Annotated in this window: 21 protein-coding genes and 1 tRNA gene; 4 read left to right on the forward strand and 18 right to left on the reverse strand. The window is 57.9% G+C overall.

Annotated features, from left to right (window positions below; all coding sequences use genetic code 11):
• Window positions 1-45: 45 nt before the first annotated feature.
• The 6 genes from rplI to rnr form a co-directional block, all read right to left on the reverse strand.
• Window positions 46-492: a 50S ribosomal protein L9 gene (rplI, locus tag B2590_RS02570; RefSeq protein WP_041333449.1), complete on the reverse strand. Its 447-nt coding sequence runs from the start codon at window positions 490-492 to the stop codon at window positions 46-48.
• A 20-nt stretch (window positions 493-512) separates the two neighbouring features.
• On the reverse strand, window positions 513-1,379 hold the full coding sequence (locus B2590_RS02575) for a hypothetical protein (RefSeq protein WP_036203901.1): 867 nt from the start codon (window positions 1,377-1,379) through the stop codon (window positions 513-515).
• A gap of 27 nt (window positions 1,380-1,406) precedes the next feature.
• Window positions 1,407-1,637 (reverse strand): 30S ribosomal protein S18, encoded by a 231-nt coding sequence (rpsR, locus tag B2590_RS02580; protein WP_007154918.1) that lies wholly within the window; start codon window positions 1,635-1,637, stop codon window positions 1,407-1,409.
• A 29-nt stretch (window positions 1,638-1,666) separates the two neighbouring features.
• Window positions 1,667-2,083 (reverse strand): 30S ribosomal protein S6, encoded by a 417-nt coding sequence (gene rpsF, locus B2590_RS02585; RefSeq protein ID WP_036203898.1) that lies wholly within the window; start codon window positions 2,081-2,083, stop codon window positions 1,667-1,669.
• Between the two features lie 232 nt (window positions 2,084-2,315).
• A complete protein-coding gene (gene rlmB, locus B2590_RS02590; protein WP_286810571.1) occupies window positions 2,316-3,053 on the reverse strand; it encodes a 23S rRNA (guanosine(2251)-2'-O)-methyltransferase RlmB in 738 nt (245 codons plus the stop codon).
• A 3-nt stretch (window positions 3,054-3,056) separates the two neighbouring features.
• A complete protein-coding gene (gene rnr, locus B2590_RS02595) occupies window positions 3,057-5,669 on the reverse strand; it encodes a ribonuclease R (RefSeq protein WP_286847831.1) in 2,613 nt (870 codons plus the stop codon).
• A 273-nt stretch (window positions 5,670-5,942) separates the two neighbouring features.
• Here rnr and B2590_RS02600 point away from each other — a divergent pair.
• Window positions 5,943-6,029 (forward strand) — tRNA-Leu (locus B2590_RS02600).
• A 123-nt stretch (window positions 6,030-6,152) separates the two neighbouring features.
• Here B2590_RS02600 and B2590_RS02605 read toward each other — a convergent pair.
• The 4 genes from B2590_RS02605 to mpl form a co-directional block, all read right to left on the reverse strand.
• Window positions 6,153-8,006 carry a hypothetical protein gene (locus tag B2590_RS02605; protein WP_286810569.1) on the reverse strand — a complete coding sequence of 618 codons (1,854 nt, stop codon included), beginning with the start codon at window positions 8,004-8,006 and terminating at the stop codon, window positions 6,153-6,155.
• Between the two features lie 153 nt (window positions 8,007-8,159).
• Window positions 8,160-9,305: an acyl-CoA dehydrogenase family protein gene (locus tag B2590_RS02610; protein WP_036203889.1), complete on the reverse strand. Its 1,146-nt coding sequence runs from the start codon at window positions 9,303-9,305 to the stop codon at window positions 8,160-8,162.
• 118 nt (window positions 9,306-9,423) lie between these two features.
• Window positions 9,424-10,071 (reverse strand): flavin prenyltransferase UbiX, encoded by a 648-nt coding sequence (locus B2590_RS02615; RefSeq protein ID WP_036203886.1) that lies wholly within the window; start codon window positions 10,069-10,071, stop codon window positions 9,424-9,426.
• 42 nt (window positions 10,072-10,113) lie between these two features.
• Complete coding sequence (gene mpl, locus B2590_RS02620) at window positions 10,114-11,508, reverse strand: UDP-N-acetylmuramate:L-alanyl-gamma-D-glutamyl-meso-diaminopimelate ligase (protein ID WP_286810568.1); 1,395 nt, start codon at window positions 11,506-11,508, stop codon at window positions 10,114-10,116.
• A gap of 154 nt (window positions 11,509-11,662) precedes the next feature.
• Between mpl and B2590_RS02625 the strand changes: the two genes are divergently transcribed.
• Window positions 11,663-12,925 carry a 6-phosphofructokinase gene (locus tag B2590_RS02625; RefSeq protein WP_036203882.1) on the forward strand — a complete coding sequence of 421 codons (1,263 nt, stop codon included), beginning with the start codon at window positions 11,663-11,665 and terminating at the stop codon, window positions 12,923-12,925.
• 64 nt (window positions 12,926-12,989) lie between these two features.
• Here B2590_RS02625 and B2590_RS02630 read toward each other — a convergent pair whose 3' ends face one another.
• Both B2590_RS02630 and B2590_RS02635 read right to left on the reverse strand, forming a co-directional pair.
• Window positions 12,990-13,241 (reverse strand): GrxA family glutaredoxin, encoded by a 252-nt coding sequence (locus B2590_RS02630; protein WP_041333439.1) that lies wholly within the window; start codon window positions 13,239-13,241, stop codon window positions 12,990-12,992.
• Between the two features lie 179 nt (window positions 13,242-13,420).
• Complete coding sequence (locus B2590_RS02635; protein WP_126810548.1) at window positions 13,421-15,547, reverse strand: methyl-accepting chemotaxis protein; 2,127 nt, start codon at window positions 15,545-15,547, stop codon at window positions 13,421-13,423.
• A gap of 105 nt (window positions 15,548-15,652) precedes the next feature.
• Here B2590_RS02635 and B2590_RS02640 point away from each other — a divergent pair, with 105 nt between their 5' ends.
• Window positions 15,653-16,093, forward strand: a complete 441-nt coding sequence (locus tag B2590_RS02640) for a YqaA family protein (RefSeq protein ID WP_036203863.1) — start codon at window positions 15,653-15,655, stop codon at window positions 16,091-16,093.
• Here the strand turns inward: B2590_RS02640 and B2590_RS02645 are convergent.
• Complete coding sequence (locus B2590_RS02645) at window positions 16,036-17,478, reverse strand: ABC1 kinase family protein (protein WP_075194944.1); 1,443 nt, start codon at window positions 17,476-17,478, stop codon at window positions 16,036-16,038. The two genes, B2590_RS02640 and B2590_RS02645, sit on opposite strands and share 58 nt — an antisense overlap.
• 259 nt (window positions 17,479-17,737) lie before the next feature.
• On the opposite strand from B2590_RS02645, the gene B2590_RS02650 reads away from it, so the two are divergent.
• A complete protein-coding gene (locus tag B2590_RS02650) occupies window positions 17,738-18,826 on the forward strand; it encodes a GGDEF domain-containing protein (RefSeq protein ID WP_286810566.1) in 1,089 nt (362 codons plus the stop codon).
• Window positions 18,827-18,862: 36 nt separating this feature from the next.
• Here the strand turns inward: B2590_RS02650 and lipB are convergent, their stop codons facing one another.
• Genes lipB through mltB form a run of 5 tightly spaced genes read right to left on the reverse strand, consistent with a single transcriptional unit; the run spans window position 18,863 to window position 22,900 of the window.
• Entirely contained in the window at window positions 18,863-19,501 is a 639-nt protein-coding gene (gene lipB / locus B2590_RS02655; protein ID WP_036203857.1) for a lipoyl(octanoyl) transferase LipB, read from the reverse strand.
• A 4-nt stretch (window positions 19,502-19,505) separates the two neighbouring features.
• Window positions 19,506-19,775: an HP0495 family protein gene (locus B2590_RS02660; protein WP_036203854.1), complete on the reverse strand. Its 270-nt coding sequence runs from the start codon at window positions 19,773-19,775 to the stop codon at window positions 19,506-19,508.
• Between the two features lie 32 nt (window positions 19,776-19,807).
• Window positions 19,808-20,974 (reverse strand): D-alanyl-D-alanine carboxypeptidase family protein, encoded by a 1,167-nt coding sequence (locus B2590_RS02665; RefSeq protein WP_075194943.1) that lies wholly within the window; start codon window positions 20,972-20,974, stop codon window positions 19,808-19,810.
• Between the two features lie 31 nt (window positions 20,975-21,005).
• On the reverse strand, window positions 21,006-21,875 hold the full coding sequence (locus B2590_RS02670; RefSeq protein ID WP_286847835.1) for a septal ring lytic transglycosylase RlpA family protein: 870 nt from the start codon (window positions 21,873-21,875) through the stop codon (window positions 21,006-21,008).
• A complete protein-coding gene (mltB, locus tag B2590_RS02675; RefSeq protein ID WP_286810061.1) occupies window positions 21,875-22,900 on the reverse strand; it encodes a lytic murein transglycosylase B in 1,026 nt (341 codons plus the stop codon). The genes B2590_RS02670 and mltB overlap by 1 nt, the downstream gene beginning before the upstream one ends.
• Between the last annotated feature and the right edge of the window lie 66 nt (window positions 22,901-22,966).

A 22,966-nucleotide genomic window follows, 5' to 3' on the forward strand; every position in this document is an offset into this window, starting at 1 on the left:
GGCTGCCACCGGGTAGTAACCCGATGTTCAGACTAAACCGTCAATTTACTCGGCCACAACGGCCAGGTTAATGTGAACGGTTACGTCAGAGTGCAGCTGAAGCTCGATCTCGTACTCGCCAACCACACGCAGCGGGCCTTCGGGCAGACGAACTTCACTTTTCTCAACGTCGGTACCAGCGGCGGTAATCGCATCTGCGATGTCACGCACACCGATGGAGCCGAACAGCTTGCCTTCTTCACCAGCCTTGGAGGTAATGGTGACTGAGGCGCCTTCCAGAGCTTCGCCACGAGCCTGAGCTGCAGACAGCTTCTCAGCTGCCGCTTTTTCCAGCTCTGCACGGCGCTCTTCGAACGCTTTCAGGTTGTCAGCGGTTGCCGCAACAGCCTTGCCATAAGGCAGCAGAAAATTACGACCGTAACCGGCCTTTACCTTGACCTTGTCACCCAGTGAACCAAGGTTTGCTACTTTTTCGAGCAGAATAACATCCATCTCGTTAACCTCTTCGTGCTTTATTCAGCCGGGCCGGAGGGCTTCATTCGCCTCCGGATATCCAGCCAGCTATCCACAAAAGCCAGAACTACCAACAGAATCATCAGGCTTGGACCAAGCAGTACCAGCGCCAGGTAGAACAGCACCAACCACTGACCACTCAGATTCTTACGACCGACAACGCCATGAACCAGGGCCAGGCCCGCCACAAACAGCGGCAAACCTCCAACCCAGCCCAGCAACATGGAATTCAACCCGAGAACGGGCCCTGCCACCATGGTAATCACACAAATAACCGCGATTGCCGGTGACAGCCGGAGCGAGTGAAACTCGGTCCGGAATCCGCCGGGGTTGTACAACCCGGCCTGCCAGGATCTTGCCAGCATGGTCATGCACACCCCGATTACCAGGTAGGTGCCCGCCATGCTCGCATTCATGGTTTGCCGAATGACTGTTTCCAGCTCACTGCCAAGACTACTGGCGATTTCGGCGTTGTACTCTTCGTAAAATCTCACCCCGGCCTGCACCAGATCGTTCAATAGATCCGGGTACACCAAGGGCAACATCAAGCCTGTCACAATCCCCAGGAAACTGCCTGCGAGCAGCGCTTTCTCCCAGGACAGGGTTATTCTCAGGATGGACGCCATTAACATTGCCTGAAGCAACACCACCAGTGCCGTCGGGTCCTGCCCGAACCAGCTCCAGCCGAGTGCCGGAAGCAATGCCCAGAGACCAATACTAAGCCCCTGGCTGATACCCAGTCTGAGAATGACCAGGCCAATAACCGCCGCACCTATCCAGAACAACAAGGGTATTGCAGTGGTAACTGCTGCCACCCCGCCTGCCTGCAGAGGACCGCGCATTACAAACTGTGCCAGTGCACGCATGGTCCCGGGTCCTGTTTATTCTGTTACTTAGTTATCGTGGCTGTCCGAATACGGCAGCAGTGCCAGGTAGCGGGCACGCTTGATAGCGGTAGCCAGCTGACGCTGATAGCGTGCCTTGGTGCCGGTAATACGGCTGGGCACGATCTTGCCGGTTTCAGTGATGTAACCTTTCAGGGTGTCCAGATCCTTGTAATCGATCTCTTTAACACCTTCTGCCGTGAAGCGGCAGAACTTACGACGTCTGAAAAAACGAGCCATAACTTAACTCCTCAACTCCGGTGATGGTTTTACTCTTCTTCGTCCTGGGTTTCAGCCTGCTGACGTGGCTCGTCAGATTCGGCTGAACGACGCGGACGATCATCGCCGCCACGACGGTCTTCACGGGACTCGGAAGCTTTCATCGGGGACAGTTCGATGTCGGCACCATCGCGGCGCAGGATCATGTCGCGGATGATGGCATCGTTGAAACGGAAGTTGTGAGTCAGCTCGTCCATCGCTGCCTGTGAACATTCAATGTTCATCAGAACGTAGTGAGCCTTGTGGATCTTGTTGATCGGATAAGCCAGGTGACGACGGCCCCAATCTTCCAGGCGATGTACCTTGCCGCCATCTTCATTGATGACGCCGGTATAGCGCTCGATCATCGCGGGCACCTGCTCGCTCTGATCCGGGTGTACCATAAATACGATTTCGTAGTGACGCATGAGTTCTCCCTACGGTTTGAACAGCCTCCAGCACAGGCGCCGGTTTCAACAAACAGGGCAAATGCAGGAAGCAAGGAGGTGGCAGGCAAAGCTGCCGGCTTCTTTTTGCTTTTACCAACAAGACATTACGTATAAAGCCTGTTCAAAAAGCCGATACTGATCACCAGGATTTCAGGCAATACAACACCGCCCCCTGAAAAGGGGGTCACGTATTCTAGGCGCGTGGCTGATACTATGCAAGCCGTTGACGCAAGGCTTCGTAAAGGCAGGCGCCGGTGGCCACCGACACATTGAGACTGTCCACGTGGCCAAGCATGGGGATATTGATCAACAGATCACAGTGTTCCCGGGTCAGGCGCCGCATACCTTTGCCCTCGGCACCCATTACCAGAGCGACCGGGCCGGTAAAATCCGCTTGATACAGGGTATTGTCCGCCTCGCCGGCGGTGCCAATGAGCCAGACGCCATCATCCCTGATCGTACGCATAAACCGCGCAAGATTGGTGACACGTACCAGAGGTACGGTTTCAGCCGCGCCACAGGCCACTTTCCTGACGGTCGGCGACAACGACGCAGACTTATCCTTGGGCACGACCACAGCCTGGACACCCACGGCATCAGCGGTTCGCAGGCAGGCGCCCAGGTTATGGGGATCGGTAACCCCATCCAGGATCAACAGAAACGGCGGCTTGTCAGACCCTGACAGCATGGCCAGGAGATCGTCCTCACTCCATTCACGGCTTTCGGAAACCGCGGCCACAACACCCTGATGCACGCCGGCTACGCGCTGATCCAGTTCCTTGCGATGAACCACCTGCCAACGGACTCCAAGCTCATTCAGAGTTTCCGTTACCGTTTTGACACGGCGATCTTCGCGGCCAGTCTGGATCCACACCTGCTGTAAACGCTCCGGCTCACGTTTGAGGACGGCCTCAACCGCATGCCAGCCAAAAATGTACTCTTCAGACACGGCCTATTTTCCTGACTTTCGGGGCTTTCGTTTCTTGTCAGCGCCGGCGGTTTTAGCCGGCGACTTCTTGCTCTTGCCCTTACCCAGTGCAAGCTTGGCCGCTTCCGCCACCAGCTTGTCACGGGCCGACATTTCGCCATCATCATCGAACGTTGGCGTGACCGCGTCGGACGCCCCCGATTTGCCAGAGGGCTTTGAACCAGTCGCTTTCCTGCGGCGGGGTTTGGCGGCCGCATCACCAGCCTTCTCCCGGCCAGCTCCTGGGGCACGGCCAGCGGTGGTTTTGCCACCCTTACCTCGCCCCTTACCTTTGCCCTTGCCCTTATCCCGCGGCTCTCGCTTGGTGACTTCCAGCGCATCCCTGTCTGCCTGGCGATGCTGTGGCTCGCTCACCAGCTCCAGGTCCACCTTGCGGTCTTCCATGCCCACACGCATTACCTTCACGCGGACCTCGTCGCCCAACCGGAAGCTCATAGCGGTACGCTCGCCGATCAGGCGGTGTTTGGCAGCATCATGATGGAAGTAGTCACCACTGAGGGTAGACACGTGCACCAGGCCCTCAATGTAAACTCCGGAAAGCTCCACAAAGAACCCGAAAGGCACAACGGCTGCAATCACGCCATCGTACTCCTCGCCCACGTGATCCTTGAGGTATTCGCATTTGAGCCAGGCCATGACGTCCCGCGTTGCGTCGTCGGCGCGGCGCTCGGTCATCGAGCAGTGCTCACCCAGTTGATGCATTCTGGGCAGGTCATAAGGGTAATCCGCCAGTTCCGGGTCACGCTTGGGCGGCACCGACACGTCTTTGCTGTCGTCTTCGCCGTGAATCACGGACTTGATACCGCGATGCACGATCAGGTCCGGATAACGGCGGATCGGCGAGGTGAAGTGGGCATAACTGGTAAACCCCAGGCCGAAATGGCCACCCTCATCCGGGCTATAGACGGCCTGGCTCAAAGAGCGCAGCATCACCGTCTGGATGACATTGGCGTCGGAACGGTCTGCAATGCTGGACAACAGCGCCTGATAATCAGCGGAGGTTGGCTTGTCTCCACCCCCCAGCTGCAACCCCAGCTCGCCCAGGAAAAGCCGCACCGCATTGAGGCGCTCCTCGGATGGGCCATCGTGCACCCGGTACAGTGAAGGCACCTTGTGCTTTTTGAGGAATCGCGCCGTCGCCACGTTGGCGGCGAGCATACATTCCTCGACGATCTTGTGGGCGTCGTTGCGCTTAACCGGAACGATTTCCTCGATTTTGCGATTGGCGTCGAATATGACCCGGGTTTCCGTGGTCTCAAAATCGATGGCACCGCGCTCTGTCCGGGCTCTGCGCAGCAATTTGTAGAGGTTGTAGAGATTGTGCAGGTGCGGCAGCACGTGAGCGTACTGTTCTGACAACCGGTATCCCGGCTCGGAATCCGGCCGTTCAAGCATGTCACTGACCTTGTTATAGGTCAGTCGCGCGTGGCTGTGCATCACCGCCTGATAGAAGGTGTAGCCACTGACGCTGCCGTTGGCACTGATGGTCATGTCCGCCACCATGCAGAGCCGATCCACACCCGGGTTCAGGGAGCACAGGCCATTGGACAGCTTTTCCGGCAACATGGGCACCACGTGATCCGGAAAATACACTGAGTTGCCACGGTTAATCGCTTCTTCATCCAGCGGAGAGCCAGGACGCACATAATGAGATACGTCCGCAATCGCCACCAGCAGACGGTAGCCACCGCGCGGGCGCGGCTCACAATAGATCGCGTCGTCAAAGTCCCGGGCGGTTTCGTCATCAATGGTCACCAGGCGCAGATTGCGGATATCCACCCGATTCTGCTTGTCCTTTTCGGTCACCTCATCGGCAATGCCGGCAATCTGCTCGCCTAAGGCCGGCGGCCAACTGTGAGGGATATCGTAGGAACGGATGGCCACATCGATTTCCATACCCGGCGCCATGTGCTCGCCAAGCACTTCCACCACCTTTCCCGTCGGCTGGGTACGTACGGTAGGCTGACGCATAATGTCGACCACAACGTATTGGCCGTGCCGCGCGTCATTAATTTGCTCTGCGGGAATCAATACTTCGTGGTTGATACGGGCGTTCTCCGGAACCACAAAGGAGATGCCGCTTTCCTGAAACAGACGACCAACGGTTTGATGGGTGCGATACTCCAGCACTTCTACTATCACCCCTTCGCGACGACCACGATCATCCACCCGATCCACCCGGGCGGCAACGCGGTCACCGTGGAAGACTTGGCGCATCTGGCGAGCTGTCAGGAAAAGATCCGATCCGCCGTCATCCGGGATCAGAAAACCAAATCCATCCTTATGGCCAGTGACACGGCCGGTGACCAGATCCGCCTCTTCAATGGGCAGGTAGGCTCCCCGACGATTACAGATCAACTGTCCGTCCCGGCACATGGCAATCAGCCGGCGACGCAGGGCTTCGATGCCCTCCTCGGACTGCTGCCCCAACTCGCCACACAGAGTTTCGTGAGTGGCCGGCGCTCCCCGTTCCTTCAGATGGTCGAGAATGAATTCCCGGCTTTGAATCGGGTTGTCGTATTTGCTGGCCTCACGCTGCGCATGTGGGTCTTTGTCCGTCTTCTTTCTGGAAACCATTCGTATCCTTAGTCTGACTTCCCTGTTGGAAATCAATCGTTATATTACGTTTGCAAAGAAGTATAACGCCGCCAGCACCCACCTGCCTAACCGACCGCCTAAAATAGGCATAAAAACCGGCGCTGGCAGGACAAAAAATATTTGACAGGCTTTTTCCGAATGATTAAAGTACGCGCCATCGGTTGACGGCAATGCCCGAAGCTGCGGCAGAAAGCCCGGAAATTCAACGAAGTAAAACGTTTGAATGCCCACCGGAGAGACTGCAAATCACCTGCCGAGGTGGTGAAATTGGTAGACACGCTAGCTTCAGGTGCTAGTGGGGGCAACCCCGTGGAGGTTCAAGTCCTCTCCTCGGCACCACTTCCTCCCTCAGGAAGTGTTACGAATTCGACACCTTTATAAGCACATGTCGCAACAAACCTGCGCTCGCAAACGCATGACTCTGCACACGTTCGCGAATAGCCACCTCGCGCGCAACAGGCCCTACTCCACCAATCCCGACAAGTATTCCGAAAGTCGTTGATAGGTATAGCTCACCCGGGCATAGGCCGCAGAGGGCGCTCTTTCGAACTCCCGCCCGCAGGCCCGGCTGCCGCCATGGCGATTCAGGTAGGCGATGTTGATCAGGTTGGGCTGGTCCGCCACGAACTCGCTGGAATTGTCGAACGGGTAGTAGAACGCCCAGTCAAACCCTTCTGTATTGCTGACCCCTGGCGTGGAGCTCATTTCTTCATCCAGGAAGCCAAACCGTAGCGGCCGGAAACGGTCATTGCGAGTATCGAACTCTAGCGCTGGCGAGGTGAACTCGTCCGGCAGTGTGATACTGCCGGTGACCGTGAAAGGCTGCTGAGCAGACACTACCTGGGCCGCATCGACATCCTCGGGATCAATATCCCCCTCGCAGGATTGGACACTACTCGTGAGCGCCACAATCTCCTCGTTCACGCCATCGACGGAACGCGTGAAACCGAAAAAGGCATCGTTGGCGAACTGATAGTCGGGGCGCAGAACTTCCGTCTTGCTATCGGAAGTTGCCGTCAGGGAATCCACCCGGGCATCCGCCATGGTCCACCCGTAACGGATCGCCGGCGGGCCACCCAATGCCGAGGACGACGCAAGTCCAGGATGGCAGGTGGTGGTGGTTTCGAACGTCGCGGTACGGTCCTGCCAGTTGAATGTCAGCCGCTCATCGGCCCCTTCAACCTCATGGTAGCTGGCACTCTCCTGGGACAATGATATCGAAGGCATCCACTGCACATCGGTATCGGCGATTCTGCCACGGGCATTGATCAAGCGGGCCATCTCTCTCATTGACGGCATCATGCACCCGTTTGCCGTCACAGCCGTTAACCGGCCATCTTCCGAGTAGTCGAACTCCAGTTCAGCGGACACGCTGAGGTTAGACATTGTGGCCGGCAACTCGCTCCCCTCCCCCCGGGCGAGAACTGTCTGGCGCTCAAGGATAACCGGATCGTCCAGCTCAACCGGCACTTCCGGCAATTCCAGTTCATCAATGTTGATGTTCTCGTAATTGCCTTGGGAGGCAGCGGCATCAACCACCTGAACCACCTCGAGGGCATTGCGGGCAAAGGATATACCCAGAAGATACACCGCCTCTTCACTCAGGTAGCGTTCACGTCCGTCACCATTGCGCAGGAGATTGGCGTACTCCGGCGGGAACTGGCTGGCCATGAAGCGTGCGAAGGCGCGGGCGTATGCGTGAGCACGGTGATCACCGGACCGGATATAGTTACTGACCAGGTTCACGTTGCCGAGAGCATCAGACAGATCGGTACTGATGACCGAAAGATCCTGCAACCCAATCAGGCGGCGCTGCCGCACCAGGTGGCTCAATGGCGTGACATTGCGCACGCCAGGTGGCGCACTAAGCAGGTAGGCGTCTTCCAGCACCACTTCCCCGATGCGGGTCTGCTCCATGGTCTGGCCAGGCAGCACCACGGCAAACAGCGGAAAGTCCCTGGGATCGATATCCGGGGATATGGACGGGTCCTGCACCAGTTCCGCAGTATCCAGCGAGAAGACGCCACCTTCTCCCGTTAACGCGGTAGGCTCTCCGTCCCGCAGGGTTATTTCCGTGCCGGCGCTGTTTTCAAAGGTCATCGGGCCCGGCGTGTATTGGCTGTCACCGTCCATGTCCAGCCACACCCTGGCATTGCGCAGGTAGCCGTCAATCACCCGGCCTGTATAGGGCTCGGGCTCGCTGTAATCCTCGGCGTCAAAGTCACGGCCATCGACCGGTGACTTGTCGGATTCCTCGCCGCAACCGGCAAGGGCCAGCGTGAACAGGGCAACTGTAAAGGAGAGCAGACGTTTCATCGCGGCAACCATTGTCCTTGTTAGAGGTTGTGCCGCTACTGTAGGGGATGTTGCCGGGGGGAACCTTGATAGGTTTGGCAATTTGTAAACTTAGGTAACGAAAACGCGCCGCGGGAGCTGTCCCTGCGGCGCGCTAACGGGCACAAGCGCCTACTAGAACGAGCGCGCAACAATCTCTTTCATGATCTCATTGGTGCCGGCGTAGATACGCTGTACCCGCGAGTCCGCCCAGGCGCGGGCGATGGGATACTCCCACATGTAGCCGTAGCCGCCGTGAAGCTGCACGCACTCGTCCATGACTTTGCACTGCAGGTCGGTGGTATGCTGTTTCAGCATGGCTGCCGTTGGAATATCCAGCTTCTTTTCCAGGTGCAGTTCCAGACAACGGTCACAGAAGACGCGGGCAGCGGTGATTTCCGCCTTCATCTCCGCCATTTTGAAGCGGGTATTCTGGAACGCTATCACCGGTTTGCCGAACGCCTTGCGCTCCTTCACGTAATCCAGCGTCCACTCCCACGCGGCTTCCGCAGCGGCGACGGCGGTCAGGCCCACCTGCAGGCGCTCCGCCGGCAACTCCGCCATCAGTTGGAAGAAGCCCTGGCCTTCCATTGATCCCAAAAGCTTATCCGCAGGCACCTGAACGTCCTGGAAGAACAGCTCGGAGGTGTCCTGCGCTTTCATCCCCACCTTATTCAGGTTCTGCCCTTTCTCGAACCCTTCCCAGGCGGTTTCCACCAACAACAGGCTGGTGCCCTTGGCGCCTTCTTTCGGATCGGTTTTGGCCACCACGATCACCAGGTCCGCCAGCTGGCCGTTGGTAATAAAGGTCTTGGAGCCATTGAGTACGTAATGGTCGCCAGAAGCGTTTTTCACCGCCGTGGTTTTCACCCCCTGCAAGTCGGAACCTGCGCCCGGCTCGGTCATGGCGATGGCACCGATCATTTCGCCGGTTGCCAGTTTCGGCAGGTAATACTGTTTCTGTTCTTCGGAGCCGTAATTGAGGATATAGGGGGCAACGATGTCGGAATGCAATGTCCAGCCGATGCCGGACAGGCCCGCCCTGGACACCTCCTCCATGATGACAGCGCTGTAGCGGAAGTCCGCGCCTACGCCGCCGTATTCTTCCGGCATGGTCGGGCAGAGGAAACCAAGTTCGCCGGCCTTCTTCCAGAGCTCCCGGCTGACCTGGCCATCTTTCTCCCACTGTTCATGGTAGGGCGCCGCTTCCTGTTGCAGAAACTTGCGGACGGAATCCCGGAAGCCGTCAAGGTCGGCGTCAAAGACTGTGCGTGGAATCATGGTGTACCTCGGTGAATGACTGTGTTGTGGTTGTCGTTCACCAAGTCTCGGGGGCGCGGCGTTTTCGCTCAATGATGAAAAGCATCAATCGGGCTGACCAAAACCATCGCCCATCGGTTCAGTCGGGCTGTTTCGCCTTCGCCCTCTCCTCGCCCCAGCGCGGCATCAGATCCTGGGGCAGGCCCAGGTGATCCAGAAGTCGGGCAACGATGAAATCCACCAGGTCACTCACGGAATTCGGCCTATGATAGAACCCCGGACTGGCCGGCATGATGACCGCCCCCATGCGGGTCAGGCGCAGCATGTTTTCCAGGTGCACTTCCGAAAAGGGCGCTTCCCGGGGCACCAGGATCAATTGCCGCCGCTCTTTAAGGGCGACATCTCCGGCGCGCTCGATCAGGTTGTTACTGGCGCCGGTGGCCAGGGCAGACAGGGTGCCGGTACTGCAGGGACAAATCACCAACGGGGCTTTTTCACCCGAACCAGAAGCCGGCGGGGCGAACCAGTCTTCACGGCCGAACACCAGCACCTGCCCCGGACGGGCGCTGGCATAGCTGGCAAGCGCTTCCTGCATGGCGGCGGTGTTGCCCGGTAATTTCAGATCGGTTTCCGTGGCGATCACTACCTGTGCCGCCTTGCTGACCATCACATGCACCCGGCAGTTCGCCGCCACCAGGCACTGCAACAAACGCAAGCCGTACTGGGCGCCAGAGGCACCGGTAAAGGCCAGATTGATCACCCGCTGTTTTTCGGACGCTGCCGTCATAACTGAAGTTTCCTGATTGGATAGCGGAGGCAGGATGCCCCGTCAGCCGGATTCGCGTTCCAGTTCGGCAATCAGCTTCTGGTGAATACCGCCAAAACCGCCGTTACTCATAATGACAATATGGCAGGGACCGGATACCTGATCCAGAACCTGGCCGATCAGTTCCTCAACGCTGGCCCCGACACGATGGCGATCCGGTGTTGCCGACTCGGGACTACGGCCCTCAACTAATGCTGGCAACCAGTCCATGCCATTGAGATTGGCCCAGAATACCTGATTCGCCGCTGCAGCACTGGGCAGCAGGCTCTCCTGGTGAAAACCTTGCTGCATGGTGTTGGAGCGTGGCTCGATCAGCGCAAGGATGGTCTCATCGCCCACCTTGTGGCGTAGGCCCTCCAGCGTGGTAGCGATGGCCGTCGGATGATGGGCAAAGTCGTCGTAGACACAGACACCACCAACATCCGCAAGCAGCTCCATCCTGCGTTTGACGCCCGAAAAGCGGCACAGCGCCGCCACGGCATGGTCCGGGGTAACACCCACATGGCGGGCTGCTGCGATGGCCGCGAGGGCGTTGCGCACGTTGTGCAGGCCGGTTTGAGACCAACTGACTGAAGCCACCGGCTGTTCGTGGTGCACCACCATGAATCGACTGCCATCCTCAGCCAACAGCTCCGCCCGCCAGTCGGCCATATAGGGCACTTCGCTGCCCACAGAGGTAGCCTGCACGCTGCTCCAGCAGCCAAGTTCCAACGCCCGATCAAGATGGGCATCCAGGGCCGGGCGCACAATCAACCCACGGGACGGCACCGTTCTGACCAGATGATGGAACTGACGCTCGATGGCTTCAACGTTGTCAAAAATATCCGCGTGATCAAACTCGAGATTGTTGAGGATCAGGGTATGGGGACGATAGTGGACAAACTTGGAGCGCTTATCGAAGAAGGCGCTGTCGTATTCATCGGCCTCAATAACGAAAAAGTCGCTACTCCCCAACCGTGCCGAAACCGGGAAATCATTGGGGACCCCACCTATCAGATAGCCCGGTTCCAACCCGGCCTGCTCCAGGATCCACAACAACATGGCGGTTGTGGTGGTTTTGCCATGGGTTCCGGCGACCGCCAGCACCCAGCGATGACGCAGAACCTCCCGCGCGAGCCATTCCGGGCCGGACATGTAATCAATATTCTGATTAAGAACCGCTTCCACCTCCGGGTTGCCCCGGGACATGGCGTTGCCCACCAGAACCAGGTCCGGCTGAGGCTTGAGGTTGTCAGAATCGTAACCTTCCATTAACCCGATTCCCTGGGCCTCCAACTGGGTACTCATGGGCGGGTAAACCCCCTGATCGGAGCCCGTCACGGTGTGCCCCAGCTCCCTCGCCAGTACCGCCAGACTGCCCATGAAGGTGCCACAGATTCCCAGGATATGGATGTGCATTCGGTTATCGACCTCTTAAATGAAACCTGCAAAGCGTCCCGTATAGAATGCGGGTCGTCAAGCGTTCCTTATGACGTTTGATGTCATGAAAAAAAAAAGCGATTGGCGTATCATCTGCCGCACTCGATGAAACTGCAGGAGGCACCAGCCGGAAATGGCCACCAGAAACGCATTCTATGCCCAATCAGGCGGTGTGACCGCCGTCATTAACGCCAGTGCCTGCGGGGTTATCCAGACCGCCCGCAAGCACCCCGATCAGATCGGTAAGTTGTACGCCGGGCGTAACGGGATCATCGGCGCGCTCAAAGAGGAACTGATTGATACCAGCCTCGAAAGCGATGAGGATATCCAGGCGCTGATCCACACTCCGGGCGGTGCGTTCGGGTCATGCCGCCATAAACTGAAGAACTTTTCCGAGAATAAACGCGAGTACGAACGCCTGATCGAGGTGTTCCGCGCTCACGACATCGGCTATTTCTTCTACAACGGTGGCGGCGATTCCCAGGATACCGCGTACAAGGTGTCCCAACTTGCTGAAAAAATGGGCTATCCGATTACCTGCATCGGCGTACCCAAAACGGTGGATAACGACCTGCCCTTCACCGACTGCTGCCCCGGTTTCGGCTCGGTGGCCAAGTACATCGCCACCTCTACCCTGGAAGCCAGCCTGGACATTCGCTCCATGTGCGACACCTCCACCAAGGTGTTCATCCTGGAAGTGATGGGGCGCCACGCTGGCTGGATCGCGGCGTCTGGTGGCCTTGCCGGGAAAGGTGAAGGCGAGCCGCCTCACGTAATCCTGTTCCCGGAAGTGCCCTTCGAGCGTGAGCGCTTCCTTGAACGTGTGGATTTCTGTGTCAAGGAGTACGGCTACTGCGTGGTCGTCGCCTCGGAAGGCGCCCAGTATGAAGACGGCCGCTTCCTGGCCGACGCCGGCGCCAAGGATGCCTTCGGTCATACCCAGCTCGGCGGTGTCGCGCCAGCGCTGGCTAACATGGTACGCCAGGCCCTTGGGCACAAATACCATTGGGCTGTAGCCGATTACCTGCAGCGCAGTGCCCGTCACATTGCGTCCGCCACGGACGTAGAGCAGGCCTACTCCGTAGGCAAGGTGGCCGTGGAAATGGCGCTGGCTGGTAAACAGGCGCTGATGCCAACGATTGTGCGCGAACAGTCACGCCCCTATCGCTGGCACATTGGTGAGGCGCCGTTGAGCGAGGTCGCCAACCAGGAGAAGAAAATGCCGATCCATTACATCACGGATGACGGCTACGGCATCACGCAAGATTGCCGCGACTACCTGGAGCCACTGATTCACGGCGAGAGCTTCCCGCCGTTCGATGATGGTCTTCCGAGGGTCGCGAAGCTTAAGAATCAGCTGGTCGAGAAAAAACTGAAGGCCGACTTCCAGTTCTAAGCCGCTGACCTACAAAAAAGGCGCCACCGAATCACCGGCTGGCGCCTTTTTTTTGCAGAACCGTTTATCCACCGGCAGCTTCAAACCGCTGCACGTAGTGCGAGAAATGGTCGAACCCGCCAACGTGTTCGTCGCCCACAAAGATCTGGGGCACCGTATGCACGGGCTTACCAATGGTTTTTTCCAGATCCGCCTTGCTGATGCCTTCCTCGATCATGTCCACGTAGCGGTAGGGAATATCCCTGATCTCGCAAAGTTGCCGGGCGCGCATACAAAAACCGCAGGACGCACGACCGTAGATGGTGACATGATCCATAAACTCACTCCTGTTCAAAACAATGGGCGACCCTGCGCTTCGCAGTTGTCGACAAGCTGTACCGTATGGTGGCACGCCCAATGAAAAAATAAAATTAATGAACTGAATGGTACCGATAGCCTGGACTGATACGTCCAGCGCTATCGGGCTTCACCGTGCAGCCTTACCCAGTCAGGTACTCAGGTTTTCAGACGGCTCAGTTCCGTCTCCAGCACTTTTACCTGTTCGTCCAATGTCTGGCCGCTGCCACTGACCCGTTGCGCCAATGCCCGGAGATCGTTGGCAGCGTCTCCAATACGGGTGAGGTTGCGATTGATCTCTTCACTGACAGAACTTTGCTCTTCCGCTGCCGTGGCCACATGGGTGACATGCTCCACAATGGTTGCTATGCGCTCAACCACTGAGGCCAGAGAATGGTCCGCTTCACGGGTTCCCTCCACCGCTCGGGTGGCGCGATCAACGCCACCCTTGATCACAGTGACGGCTCCGCCCACGTCGCTTTGAAGGCCATCAATCATCTGACTGATCTCATCGGTGGACTCACGGGTACGGGACGCAAGTGTTCTGACCTCGTCTGCCACAACCGCAAAGCCACGCCCCTGCTCCCCCGCTCGCGCCGCTTCAATGGCGGCGTTCAGCGCCAGCAGGTTGGTCTGTTCCGCGATTCCCCGGATCACTTCGATAATACGGTTAATGTCCTCACTGCGAGTGGCAACCTGGCCTATCGCAGTGCTGGCCTCATCCATATCGCCCGCCAATGCACCCACGCCGTCCAGGGCAGACGTCAGCGTATCCTGGGTAAAACGGATGCCATCCTGGGCCATCTGCGCGTTTTCAGCTGCCTCACCCGCGAAGCCTGCCACTTCACTGGCGGCGGCGGACATTTCGTTCATGGCGGTAACCACGCTTTCGATGTCCTGATGCTGGCTCTCGGTCTGCTCGTCGGTTTCCTTGGCGATCACATCCACATCCGCCGCCTGTTGGCTGACCTTGGCGTTGACGTCTTTCAGGTCGTTGATCATTTCCCGTAACCGGCCCAGGAACTGGTTGAACCCGCCGGCCAGCTCGATCAGCTCCGAGTGGGTATCAATGTTCAACTCACTGGTCAGATCCCCTTCAGCACTGGCCAGGTTCTTCATCCGGTCACGGATTTCGTTCAAGGGTTTGGTTACCGAGCGAACCAGCACCACCAGAATCAGGATCGCCACTACCGACACCAGTACACCCACCATGGTCTGACGCCCGGCAGTGGTATCCACCTCGCTGGACAGCAGGCCGGTGATTTCGGCGACATCAGCCAGCGCGGTCTGACGTGGTAATTCGATCAACAGTGACCACTGGGCATCCGGTAGGTCAATCTCGATGGGGTAAGACACGGCCAGCGTGTCGCCATCGTCGTAGGTACCGCCGTCATTGTGCAGGGAAGCGTATGTTTCAGCCTGCTCAGGCAATGCTTCTGACAACGGCCGGCCTAGATGTTCACTGTAGTGGCTGGATGCAGCAATCAGCCCCTTACTGCTCAGCAGGGTCACCCTTGATGCGCCGTCATAGAGGTTATCACTGACATTCTGGATCGCTTTCTGGAGCGTTGACAGGTTGAGGTCAACGCCGGCCACGCCCGCAAACTCGTTCCCGTTCATAATGGGCACGACCAGGCTGGTCATCAGTTCGGTATAGCCCTCTTCAATTTCGTATTCGTAAGGCTCCATGATGCAAGGGGACAGGGTATCCTTGGAACACAAGTACCATTCCGCCTCGCGAATACCGAACTCATTCCGGTTATCCAGATACTTGGTAGCCGGATCCTCAGTGCGACTGAAGACCACATCGCCGTCGGGAGAGCGGTAATAATAGATTTCCAGGGTGCCTTCATCGCTGCTGTGCTCTTCAACGCCACCGGTGAAGTAGCGGTCCTGGCCGTCGTAGGCGTCCGGTTCGAACTGGGCATAGATCGAGCTCAGCCCATCCTGCTCTTCCAGTACCGCACCCACCGTTTCCTGAAGGGCAACGCGGCTGATGCGGCCGGAGCTGTCCGTCTGTATATTCCGGCTGATGACGTTGCGGACGACTTCCGGTGTCCGATACGCTGTGGCAAACATGCCGCTGACAACCTCACCGTATTTCCCGGCGGTTGCGCTCAACCGGTCGACGGCAAGGCTGCGCACCGTGTCACGGGTTTCGGAGGTGATTCGCTGCTCCATCTGTCCCAGGGAAAGCTGGGCGGTCACCACAATACTGATTCCCATAACCAGCAGCAGCGTAATAACCAGGGCATAGAGTTTGAAACGCAGTGACAGTTTTTTCATTGGTACAGCAACCTGTCTCAGATAGGGATTCATTATCAGCTTAGTGCCCTGAAGGCACGGCTGCCATTAGAGCCTGATCGGCATTCATCTCACCAGGAGCGTCCATTGGCCTATCTCACTTTGTTCATGACCGCACTGGCCGCAGCAACAATACTGCCGGCCTATTCGGAAATTCTCCTTGGCGGCATGGTGACTCAAGGCTATTCGCTCTGGTGGATATGGTTCTGGGCAACGGCGGGCAACACCGCAGGTTCGGTTATTAATGGGGTTATCGGCCGGCAGGTGGATCGCTTTAAGCACAAACGCTGGTTTCCGATCTCCGAATCCCAGCTCGAAAAGGCCCGCACCCGCTTCAACCGTTACGGGCAATGGTCACTGCTTCTGGGCTGGCTGCCACTGGGCGGCGACGCACTGACCCTGGTTGGCGGGATCATGCGCGTGCCCTGGCTCAACTTCGTGATCCTGGTGGCCATTGGCAAGGGATTGCGCTACGGCTTGGTCATCTGGTTGGTGCTGGAAGCATCGGGGGTGCCGGGATCACCGTAGAGGTATTCCCGGAGCAGGTCCTCACCGTTGAATTCCGCATTCAGCACCGCGATGAACGTATAGACACCAATCAGCTTTCGGTTCAGGAATACGAATTCCTTCGGCGGCACCTTGAAATAGCGGCTGATGGCTGATCGCGCGGCCTGGCGCGCCACCCGCGACGGCAAGTCACTCTGCTTCCAGCGGTACTGGCCGCGGTCGTTCACTGCCTCATCGGGCCAGTTGCTGCGATCCCTGGAGAGAGGTTCCAATACCGACATGCAAACCTTGCCGAACGTGTCCAGAACGTCCTCGGGCCAATCCTGGCTCATGAAACGTAACCGGATACCGCCATCAACCACCCCCGGCAGGTCGCCCTCGTAGGAGGAGCGGATCATCTGGATGACCGGGTCCAGGAAGCTCGCGGAGTAGGCCTGTACCGCCCCGAAATCCAGTAGCACTATCTGGTCAGTTTCGCTGTTCGCGCCTTCCTCGCCAGCGATGCGGATCCGATAATTGCCGAAATTGGGATCGGTCTGGATTTCACCCCAGATGAACAGCTCACGGAAGAACAATTCCAGTGCGGCGCGGCCCAACTCGCTGCGACGATCAAGAGCAAGCTCCCGTACCGCCACTGAACTCACTGAGTGGCCCGGCTCGTAGGTGGAGGCGATGACATGGGCCGTGCAGTACTCGTCCAGAACACGGGGCACCACAAAACGAGGATCGTCCAGCAGCATCTGGCGGAACTTTTCGGTGGTACGGGCTTCAAGGCGGTAATCCACCTCCCGGTGCATCATGTCCCGCACTTCTTCCAGCCAGTCGTTGAACTCGGGGCCGAAGGAGACCAGGCGGGCTATCTTGAGCAGATGTGCAACAGCGTTAAGGTCACTGTCGACTGCTTCGTCAACGCCGGGGTACTGGACCTTGAGCACCAGTTCCAACCCGTCGCTACGCCGGCGCGCTCGATGAACCTGCCCCAGCGAAGCCGCACCAATCGGGTCCGGATCCACGTCCAGTTCCGCCAAACGGTCAGCACCCAGTTCAGCCTTAAGCACACGCTCGATCGACGGCCATTCCAGCCAGGTGGTCTGGTCTTCCAGGGTATGCAGTGCTTCGGTTACTTCCTCAGGCAGGAAGTGCTCGCCATAGAGAGCCATCACCTGCCCGATCTTGACGACACTGCCCTTGAGCTTGCCCAACTCGTCCACCAGGAATTCCGCCTGGCTGGATAGCATGGCCCGGTGCCGGGCCTCCCGCTTGTCCTTGCTGCTGAACCAGTTGGTGGCCATATGGGAGGCCATCCGGGTGCCTGCGAAAAGCCCCGCCCTGGTGAGGGTAAGCCGACGCTCAAAGCTGCCGGTCTTGATACGTGCAACAGATGTGCTTTTGGGTCTGGATGCCATCAAAAACCTGCTCGGTTCTGTAAGTGTTGGCGCTATCAGCCTTTATAACCATTATACGGATACCCGGGCCCGCAAACCTAACCGGCGTGCCGTCGATTCATTGCCCTTGGGGCCAATGCAAACCGCCTCTTCTGTGTTTACTTCTGTGGTTGGCGAAAGGTTTTACGTTTTTACACAGACCCCACGTCCAAAGCGGTTTAGTATAAAAATGTGGTCGATGACCTGGCCACTGATGCCCAAAAACAACAAGACAGCAACAATGACTCAGACCACCAGCAGACCCTCCGACACCAAACTGTCACAGTTCCGGGTGAAGGGTGAAATTCCGGTTCCGATGTTGATCGGCTGGCTTACTCTGGCAGCGGTCCCCATCCTGCTGTTTTTCGCATGGCGATCCCTGGATCGCGGAATTCCCGGCTCCGCCACAGCCCTGATCGTCTTTGCCGTGCTGCTCAGTGTCAATGGTATTGTTTATCTGCTCAGTCGCAACAGTACTCTGCAACGCCGCGGCTTTATTACCGCGATCACGATCCTCTTCACCTATCTGGCAGTCAATGCGGTGGAGGACGGCTCTGCCATTATCTGGCTGTTTGCCTATCCACCCATCATCTTCTACATCAGCGAAGCGAAAGTGGGCGTGCTTGCCTGTTCCGGCGGCCTTGCGGGGGTTGCCTTGCTATTCAGCCCACTCGGGGACCTGGTATTCGATTCGCCGTACAGCACCAGCTTCCGACTCACCATGCTTGCGGTACTGGGGTTTGAGATGTCCACCTGCTACGTCCTGGACCAGAGCCGGCGGCGCAGCAAACTGGGGCTGCTGAAACTGGCTGCGGAGTTTGAATATGCGGCTAAACACGATGCGTTAACGGGGCTCGCCAATCGACGTGAAGCCCACGAGCAACTGGAAGCTGAGTATCAGCGTTACTTACGCAATTCGCGCGGTTTCTCGGTGTTGTTGATGGACATTGATCTGTTCAAGTCTGTCAACGACAACCATGGTCATCAGGTGGGGGATGAAACCATTGTGATGGTAGCCAGGACCTTGCGGGAACACAGCCGGAAGGTCGATACGCTGGCGCGCTGGGGAGGAGAAGAATACCTGGTATTGCTGCCTGAGACCGATACCGTTGAGGCCGTCCAGACGGCCAATCGCATACGCCAGACCATTGCATCAACGCCGATAGAGACCCAGGGCGGGAGCATCAACACCACTATCAGTGTCGGAGTCGCCGCTATCCACGGCGCAGAGTCTGTGGACCGACTGCTACAGCGCGCCGACGAAGCACTTTATCGAGCCAAGACCCTGGGGCGTAACAAGGTGTGTGATTTCGAGGGTATACACGGCTAGCAAGGCAACCGCCTCAATCGGTACTTGGGCTTCGCATTACCAGCCCGTTACCCGTCGAACAGCGCCACCCGCCAGGCCATTAACCAACTCATCCGACAGAGCAGGAGCAAGACCGGCAACGGTTGCCCCGGGGACGAAGTCGCTGACCTGACACATCGCCATGCCAGCATAGCCACAGGGGTTGATCCGGCGAAACGGCTCCATGTCCATGGCCACGTTCAGGGCCAGGCCGTGGAACGAACATCCTCGCCTTACACGCAGCCCCAGCGACGCAATCTTCGCTTGTTCCACATAGACACCCGGCGCATCCGGACGCGGCGCTGCCGCCACACCCATCCCCGCAAGGGTCCGGACAATGGCCTGCTCAATGACATCAACCAGGGAGCGAATTCCCAGGCGGTGGCGAGTCAGGTCTATCATCAGGTAAACCACAAGCTGGCCAGGGCCGTGATACGTCACCTGGCCACCGCGATCCACCAGTATCACCGGGATATCACCGGGGGCCAGTATGTGCTCGGCTTTGCCGGCCTGCCCCTGGGTGTAGACCCTTGGGTGTTCCAGCAGCCAGAGTTCATCGGGCGTGGAGGCGTCTCGCGAGGCCGTGAACGATTTCATCGCCTCCCAGGTTTCCAGGTAGGGCTGTTCACCCAGGTCACGAACGATCAGCTCGGCCATCAGGTTACAGCACCATATGAACCCGGCCGCTGGCCTTGAGTTCCTCGAACAGAGCTTTCAACTGCGGCTCGCCCGTGGCAACGATCTTGAGGTTTACCGAGGCAAACCGACCGCCGCGACTGTCTTTCACCGTAACGTCATCGTTCGAAATGCCAGGTGCATGCTGCTCCACGACGCCCACCACAAACTCCACAAAGTCTGGCGCGGCGTCCCCGATAACCTTGATCACGTAGTCACAGGGAAACTCGATTTTGGGTGCCTTTGGTTCGCTCATCCCGGTTTATCTCCTACAGGCCACTCGCGCCCTTACTCAAAGAGCTGAACAAAGAATAGTTTGATGGCGTCCCAGATCCGCTTGAAGAAACCACCTTCCGGGATATCGCTGAGTGCCAGCACCGGCTGATCCACGACCACATCATCGCCGAGCTTGACGGTCACCCGGCCCAATTCGTCGCCCATGGAAATGGGCGCCTTGATCACTGAGTCGAGTTCAACGGTGGATTCCAGGGAATCCCTTGAGCCTCGGGGAATGGTGACGTAAACATCTTCTGTCAGTCCTACGGACAGGCTATCGCTTGCCCCGCCCCATACGCGCGCTTCCAGCAGTTCCTGGCCAGTGCGGAACAGGCGCTCGCTCTGGTAATAGCGGAAGCCGTAGTTCAGCATTTTCTGGACTTCCTGGGCGCGGGACGAGGTGCTGTCTGTTCCCATCACCACAGCAATCAGGCGGGTGTCGTTGCGCTTGGCTGACGCCACCAGGCAGTAACCGGCTTCCTCGGTATGGCCGGTCTTCAGCCCATCAACACTGTCGTCACGCCACAAAAGGCTGTTCCGGTTTGGCTGACGGATATTGTTGTAAGTGAAGTGTTTCTGGGCATACAGCGGGTAGTTTTCCGGATAGTCGTTGATAATCGCCTTTGCCAAAAGGGCCAGATCGTAGGCAGTGGAGAAATGATCCGGGGCAGGCAAGCCGGTAGCATTGGCAAAACTGGACTCGTTCATCCCCAGTATCTGCGCCTGCTGGTTCATGATGTCGACGAACGCCCCTTCACTGCCGGCAATATACTCGGCCAGCGCCACTGAGGCATCGTTCCCAGACTGAATGATGACGCCCTTTAGCAGGTTCTCGACCGACACTTCCGTCCCTTCTTTAACGAAGGTCCGTGAACCCTCGGTTCGCCAGGCGTTCACGCTGATGGGCACCATGTCGGACAGGGAAATCCGACCCTCGTCCAGCTCCCGTTCCACGATATAGGCCGTCATCATTTTGGTCAGGCTGGCCGGGGGCAGACGCTCATGGCTGTTCTCTTCCATGATAATCCGTCCGGAAAGCGGGTCCATCAGGATATAGGAACTCGCCGCGATCTGCGGTGATGACGGAATCAGAACAGCCTGGGCCGCAACCGGCATAGCCGGAAGCAGAATCAGGAGCAGAACAGCAGAGAAGGCTCGGAACGCTTTATTTAGTGCCATGGGTCCATTCAGTTTCAAGTAAGTGACTGGTTCAATGAGTGTCGGTCAGAAGTATTGACTGACCAAATCCGTGATTTTCAAGCAGGCTCTGGGCTCTCAGGGCTTCATCCTCGTCCCTGAACGGCCCGACCTGAACGCGGTGAAAGCGGCCGGAAGCCGTTTCCACTTCCCTCACCCGCATTGGGTTTGCGACTGCACGCCGCGCCCTGTCCAGAAGGGCCTCGGCCGGGTTACGCTGGCTGAACGACCCCAGTTGCACAAACAGGGCCTCGCTGCCCGGCCCGGGATCCTTCAGGCGTTCGGCATCCACCGGAGCTCCAGATTCCGGGAACGGCTTGCCGGCAAGCGTCATCGAGCCGTCACGATTCACCGTGATGGCGGCCACCTCTACCCTGGCCGTACCCCTGCCCTGATAACCCAGCTTTTTGGCCGCGGCATAGGAGAGGTCAATCAGGCGATCCCCGTGGAAGGGGCCACGGTCGTTGACCCTAACCACCACCGAGCGACCGTTATCGAGGTTGGTCACCCGGGCGTATCCTGGAATTCTCAGGCTCTTGTGCGCCGCGGACATCTCGTACATGTCAAAAACCTCTCCATTCGAGGTTTTGTGTCCATGGAACTTCTCACCATACCAGCTCGCGGTGCCGCGCTGAACATAGCCATCGTTACTGCCCAGAACGTGATACTCCTTACCCCAGACCTGGTAGGGTGATTTGTTTCCAGCGCGGCGCGGCTCCTCAAATCGAGGCGTGGCATCGGCAAGCCCCGATGCATCGAAATTGCCTGAGGGCGCACGATCCTGGCTCAGGGTGTAGCGGGAGGAGTGGTCAGGCTCGGGCGATGATGCGCACCCGGCCAGCACCAGTACCCCTAAAACCAGTAGTAGAACATGGCGTTTCATCACGAGTTGTTACTATCTCCATTGTTTTCGTTTGCCAGCGGCCGCATCCGCTCTTCGAGCGCACCTGCCAACTGGTGCACCGCCATGGCGTATAGATGACTGTGATTGTAGCGGGTTATCACGTAAAAGTTATGGTAGGTCAGCCATAGTTCAGAGCCCTCGTCACCAACGAGACGGACCGCTCTGGCTTTGGCGTCGCCGGGCACATCCATTTTCGGGATGATACCCGCCTGCTGATAGTCGGTGACCGTCAACGTCGGTCTCAGCTCCCCGGTCAGCAATGGTGAGCTCTTTGGCAGACTGCCACTCACCCGTTCTGCCACAGGCTCACCGGTTTGCCAACGATGGGCGTGGAAATAATTGGCGACACTGCCGATGGCATCCACGGGATTGGTCAGGATGTCGGCAACGTCATCACCGTCAAAATCAAGCGCGTAATGCCGGTAGCTGCTGGAGATAAACTGACCGTACCCCATCGCCCCCGCATAGGAACCCGTCAACACCATAGGGTCGAAGCCCTGCTCACGGGTCATCAGCAAATACTGGACAAGCTCGCTGCGAAAAAAACGACTCCGGGGCGGATAGTCGAATGCCAGAGTGGCGAGGGCATCGAGCACCCGATACTTTCCTTTGTAGGTGCCATACCAGGTTTCGACGCCGATAATCGCCGCAACGATTGACGCCGGCACACCGTACTCACGTTCGGCGCGTTCAAAGGCTTCCTGATGTTTCCTGAGGAAACTGACGCCCTGCTCTATGCGTTCCTCACGCATAAAGATCCGACGGTATTCGTACCACTCAAGGGTTTTCTCAGCCGGTCGGCTGATGGCTTCCAATATCGAATCACGGCGCTGCGCATTGGCCAGTATTGCAGACACACGTTCGGCCCCAAATCCGTAGCGTTCCGACATTTCACGAACAAAGTCACGGCTTTCAGGTGTCTCATTGTAGGGGCCGGCCTGTAAAGGGGAAGCAAAGCACGCCATCACCCATCCGACACCTAACCAATAGCTGACAGCTTTCATGAATCCCCTTGACTGGCTTCGACTCGAGAACCTTTTCAATGCAACGTCACCACAACTGCGGCCTGT

Source organism: Marinobacter sp. UBA3604 (genome assembly GCF_002375325.1).
GTDB classification, from domain to species: Bacteria; Pseudomonadota; Gammaproteobacteria; order Pseudomonadales; family Oleiphilaceae; genus Marinobacter; species Marinobacter salarius.